The organism is Desulfofundulus australicus DSM 11792, assembly GCF_900129285.1.
Classification (GTDB): domain Bacteria; phylum Bacillota; class Desulfotomaculia; order Desulfotomaculales; family Desulfovirgulaceae; genus Desulfofundulus; species Desulfofundulus australicus.
On the sequence record NZ_FQUW01000034.1, the window covers coordinates 1 to 2,621 of the forward strand.

The following is a 2,621-nucleotide window of genomic DNA, read 5'->3' on the forward strand; positions in this document are numbered from 1 at the left end:
TTAACCGAACGCTATTCTTATCTTCGTCAAGCTTGGTGAACCGCCGGATGCGGACCCGCATGTCCGGTGGTGTGAGAGGACGGGGGCTAGCCGCCTCCTCCTACTCGATTGGGATTGGGTGTTAAAGTTCAGGAGAAAGAAGGTGTTTTCCACTTGCAATAATTTTTGGTCGTTGATATAATTACTGCAAAGCAGTTTGGTAGATAAACTGTATTACAGCATAGATAAACTGTATTACAGCAGTTGTAAAGGAGCGGTTTTTGTGGGTCAAATAATTGGTAACGTTATCGTACAGAAGCGTGGTGTTGTCAGTCTGGGCTTGTTAAAAGAGCATATGCCTTTAAATGATGGCGATATTTTCCAGGTAGAGCTTGAAGACGGGAAAATTATCCTGAGACCGATGAAGCTCATTCCAGCAGAGCAGGCATGGTTCTGGACCAGGGAATGGCAGGACGGGGAAAAAGAGGCCGAGAAGGACATAGCTTCTGGGAGGGTTAAGTCCTTTGATAATGTTGACGATCTTCTGGAGGATCTGGATAAATGATTTTTCAGCGAACGGAACGGTTCAAGAGAGTTTATAAAAAGCTGGATGAGAACCAAAGATGCGCCATAAAAAAAGCGTTGCGGCTGATGTCTGATAATATCAATCACCCCTCCCTGCGTGTTAAGCGTGTTCAAGGGACAAAAGATATTTGGGAAGCCAGTGCTACCATAAGTCTGCGCATCACCTTTTCCTGGAAAGGTGATACAATTATTCTGCGAAATTGCGGCGAACATGATAAGACGCTGAAAAAGCCTTGAGCTGACCCGGTTTAACCGGGGTTTTTCTTTTTTTGGAACAAAATGCGCCGAAAATTAACGAAAACCCCGCGCTTTATCCCGAAAAGCAAACATCTTCCAGTACAGAACACCCGTTTTGGTCAAATAAAGTCAAATACCGCTTTTGTCATATTTACCAAGATATGCTAAGATAAAGTCAATCAAAGTCAGAGTCAGGGAAATCGGAAGTGCCGGAACTTAAGTTGCTCAAAATCGCCAGTTTATCGTCGCATCACTTCGCCCTGCCCCCGGCGTTTTTGCGCGGGGTAGTCGAAAAGTACGGCTACCGGCACCTGGCCGTTTACCAGTACGGCAGGGCGCTGGTGATCGTCCCGGTGAACGTCGAGGTGGACGGGGAGGCCCTGGAGGACGTAAAAGGACTCCTGGGGGCCGGGCGTGCAGGTGTGGTAAAATGAGGTAAAATTAATGGTTAGGGGTGGAGCCGCTGCTGAGGTTCTGTCTGTTCATTCTACTACTGGCGCTCTTCGTCATCTTCATGCCGGGCATGCGCCCGGTGTGAGTGTTCTCCTGTCGGCACTTGTTCAGTTGTCGCACTTTAACGACACTTCAATTTTTGCATCCAGAGCTTTCGCGACTTTCTTTAAAAACCGAAGGGAGGGGTTATAAGTTCCGCTTTCCAGCCTGGCGATAGCCGATTGACGGGTGCCGACTCTACGGGTAAGTTCGGTCTGGGTTATTCCCTTTAATTGATATAACAAGGTCAACAATCCCGGCCCTCCGGGGGGCATTTTGGGGGAGCCGAGAGAAACACGTGTACGTGGTCGGGCATGACCTCCAGGGCCAGTAACTCGTAGCCATGCTCCATACAGAGAGCAGTAATTGCTGCCTTCAGAGTTTGTCTATTGGTGGGAGCAATACCTTACGGCGGTACTTCGTTGACCATACGAAGTGGTAGTTGATGGTATAGACTGCCGTTCCGGTTGACTTCCAGGTTTCTTTCTTCATGCCATTTATGTAACATTTGGGGAGGGACGTAAATACCAGGGCGAGGGGGTCCGTGCGACGAGCAATTTTGCCTCGGGAGGCTTACTGGATCGAGGGAGATCTAACGCAGCAAAATTGCTCGTCGTATCCCCTTTAATAAATTGAGGGGGTGTCTCCCCCTCGCGCTCCCCCGGTGCTCTAAAAAGCAGTCGGCCGTGTCAATTCACTTCGGGTTGCATATAATATCCAGCAGAGGCAACTTATTCATTGCTAAAGGGGGGGCTATCTTTGGGCCTGGCAAGTGAAAGGAACGGCACCGCGAAGAGCAGGAGAGAACGGATGGGTTCTTTGACTTCACCGCCAAACATGGTTGTTGAATATTACCGGCAGTTTGGTGTAGATGAAAAAACTATTAAGCGCATGTATCACTGCCAGTGCTTGGAAGTTTATGCCTCAAAGCCGAATTCTGCTTCTCCTGTGATGGCCCGTAATGTGCGCTCTCGCTGAGGGAAGGCTAGGCGGTAGGCGGCAGGTGGCCGCTAGCATACCTAGTCATAAGGGAGGGAAACCTCCCTTTTTTTAAACGTAGCATTCTTTTTTGAACTCGTTTATTTTCTTAAAAAAGAGGGGATAACCATGTTCCAGCAAGTTTTAGTTAGTGCAAAGAAGGAGTTCTGGGATTCTTTTATCGTTCCCTTGGCCCATTATCCTGTTGCTTGTAGGGTTACCCATGCGTGATCGGTTTACCAGATTACTTATTTCCATCTAATGCCTGGGAATTAACTGCCTTTACCCAGGGTGACAACAGGCGTTCTCTGTTGACATTGGGATCAACGCCCTCAGCCATGAAGTAAATT

The 2,621-nt window shown here is 48.3% G+C and carries 5 protein-coding genes and 1 pseudogene; 4 read left to right on the forward strand and 2 right to left on the reverse strand.

Features of this window, described 5'->3' with window-relative positions:
* Window positions 1-262 precede the first annotated feature (262 nt).
* The 3 genes from BUB44_RS11860 (at window position 263) to BUB44_RS11870 (ending at window position 1,235) form a co-directional block, all read left to right on the forward strand.
* A complete protein-coding gene (locus BUB44_RS11860) occupies window positions 263-544 on the forward strand; it encodes a hypothetical protein (RefSeq protein WP_027357572.1) in 282 nt (93 codons plus the stop codon).
* Complete coding sequence (locus tag BUB44_RS11865; protein WP_073166625.1) at window positions 541-801, forward strand: type II toxin-antitoxin system RelE/ParE family toxin; 261 nt, start codon at window positions 541-543, stop codon at window positions 799-801. Before BUB44_RS11860 ends, BUB44_RS11865 begins: the two co-directional genes overlap by 4 nt.
* 206 nt (window positions 802-1,007) lie before the next feature.
* The gene (locus BUB44_RS11870; protein WP_073166628.1) at window positions 1,008-1,235 is read left to right on the forward strand and encodes a hypothetical protein; all 228 of its coding nucleotides are present in this window, start codon (window positions 1,008-1,010) and stop codon (window positions 1,233-1,235) included.
* Window positions 1,236-1,361: 126 nt separating this feature from the next.
* Here BUB44_RS11870 and BUB44_RS11875 read toward each other — a convergent pair whose 3' ends face one another.
* On the reverse strand, window positions 1,362-1,547 hold the full coding sequence (locus BUB44_RS11875) for a helix-turn-helix transcriptional regulator (protein WP_242655970.1): 186 nt from the start codon (window positions 1,545-1,547) through the stop codon (window positions 1,362-1,364).
* 11 nt (window positions 1,548-1,558) lie between these two features.
* A pseudogene (gene tnpA / locus BUB44_RS16125) lies at window positions 1,559-1,785 on the reverse strand (IS200/IS605 family transposase); the annotation flags it as partial.
* A 267-nt stretch (window positions 1,786-2,052) separates the two neighbouring features.
* Here tnpA and BUB44_RS11885 point away from each other — a divergent pair.
* Entirely contained in the window at window positions 2,053-2,271 is a 219-nt protein-coding gene (locus BUB44_RS11885) for a hypothetical protein (protein ID WP_073166630.1), read from the forward strand.
* Window positions 2,272-2,621: the final 350 nt, after the last annotated feature.